Below are 1,044 nucleotides of genomic sequence, written 5' to 3'. Positions count from 1 at the left end.
CTTCACCGGTTCTCGCTTCGGCCCACCAGACCTCGTCTCCCGCCGTTGCGAGCCATTGCGCGCTGACTCCCGAGGCCGCGACATCGGCGGCCGACAGGGGAGACGTCCAGGTGCCGTAAGGGGCGATCTCAACCACAGCTGAAGACTAGGAGCGGCCCTTTGCCCGCGGTGGCCCGGGGCACAGCTCGGACACGCGGTTTTGTCGAGCGGTTTCGCCCTGGGCGGAACCGTGGGGCGGCGGATGCCGATCATGGGGTCGTGGCCTAGTGTCAGAGATGCCATGTCTCGCGTAATCCACGTCTTCCGCCAGCCCGACCGGTTCGTCGCAGGAACCGTCGGTGAGCCCGGCGACCGCACGTTCTACCTCCAGGCGTCCGAGGACGTCCGCACGATCAGTGTGACGATCGAAAAACAGCAGGTCGTGGTCTTGGCCGAAAGGCTCAGCTCACTGCTGGAAGAGGTCGCCAGCCGGTTCGGCGCGGACGTACCGGACGACGCGCCCGACGAGCTCCTCGACGTCGACCCCCTGACCGTTCCGGTCGAGGAGGAGTTCCGCGTCGGCACGATGGGGCTCGGCTGGGACGCCGACAGCAGCGCCGTCGTCATCGAGCTGCTCGCGATGACGGAGGGCGAGGTGGACGAAACGGTTGTTCTGGACGACACGGAAGAAGGACCGGACGCCGTCCGCGTCTTCCTGACCCCCGGTGCGGCGCGCGCGTTCGCCGAACGCGCCGACAGGGTGGTCAACGCCGGTCGTAAACCGTGTCCGCTGTGCGCGGAGCCGCTCGACCCGGCGGGCCACATCTGCCCGCGCCAGAACGGGTACCGGCGCGACGTCGACGTCCTCGAGGACTGACAGAGGTGTCGGAGACTTCGCGGGAGCTGGTGACACGCGGCAAGATCGACGTCGAAGGCAGGCTCGTCGACGCCTCCAACGTCACGCTCTTCTGCACGATCGAACTCGATGGTGTCAGCGGCAACGTCGTGTACAAACCGGTGTCGGGTGAGCGGCCGTTGTGGGACTTCCCGGACGGGACGCTGGCC

1 protein-coding gene and 1 pseudogene are annotated in these 1,044 nt (G+C 67.6%); both read left to right on the top strand.

Features of this window, described 5'->3' with window-relative positions:
* Nucleotides 1-280: 280 nt before the first annotated feature.
* Nucleotides 281-856, top strand: a complete 576-nt coding sequence (locus CFP71_RS42280; RefSeq protein ID WP_016334235.1) for a DUF3090 domain-containing protein — start codon at nt 281-283, stop codon at nt 854-856.
* A 5-nt stretch (nt 857-861) separates the two neighbouring features.
* Nucleotides 862-1,044, top strand: a pseudogene (locus CFP71_RS42275) (SCO1664 family protein); the annotation flags it as partial.

Source organism: Amycolatopsis thailandensis, from assembly GCF_002234405.1.
In the GTDB taxonomy this organism is placed as follows: domain Bacteria; phylum Actinomycetota; class Actinomycetes; order Mycobacteriales; family Pseudonocardiaceae; genus Amycolatopsis; species Amycolatopsis thailandensis.
The sequence above is the reverse complement of the archived record's forward strand: the minus strand, read 5'-3'. Positions and strand labels throughout refer to the sequence as shown.

Coding starts and splice junctions, on each gene's coding strand:
- CFP71_RS42280 (WP_016334235.1), top strand. CDS start 281: ATGTCTCGCGTAATCCACGTCTTCCGCCAGCCCGACCGGTTCGTCGCA.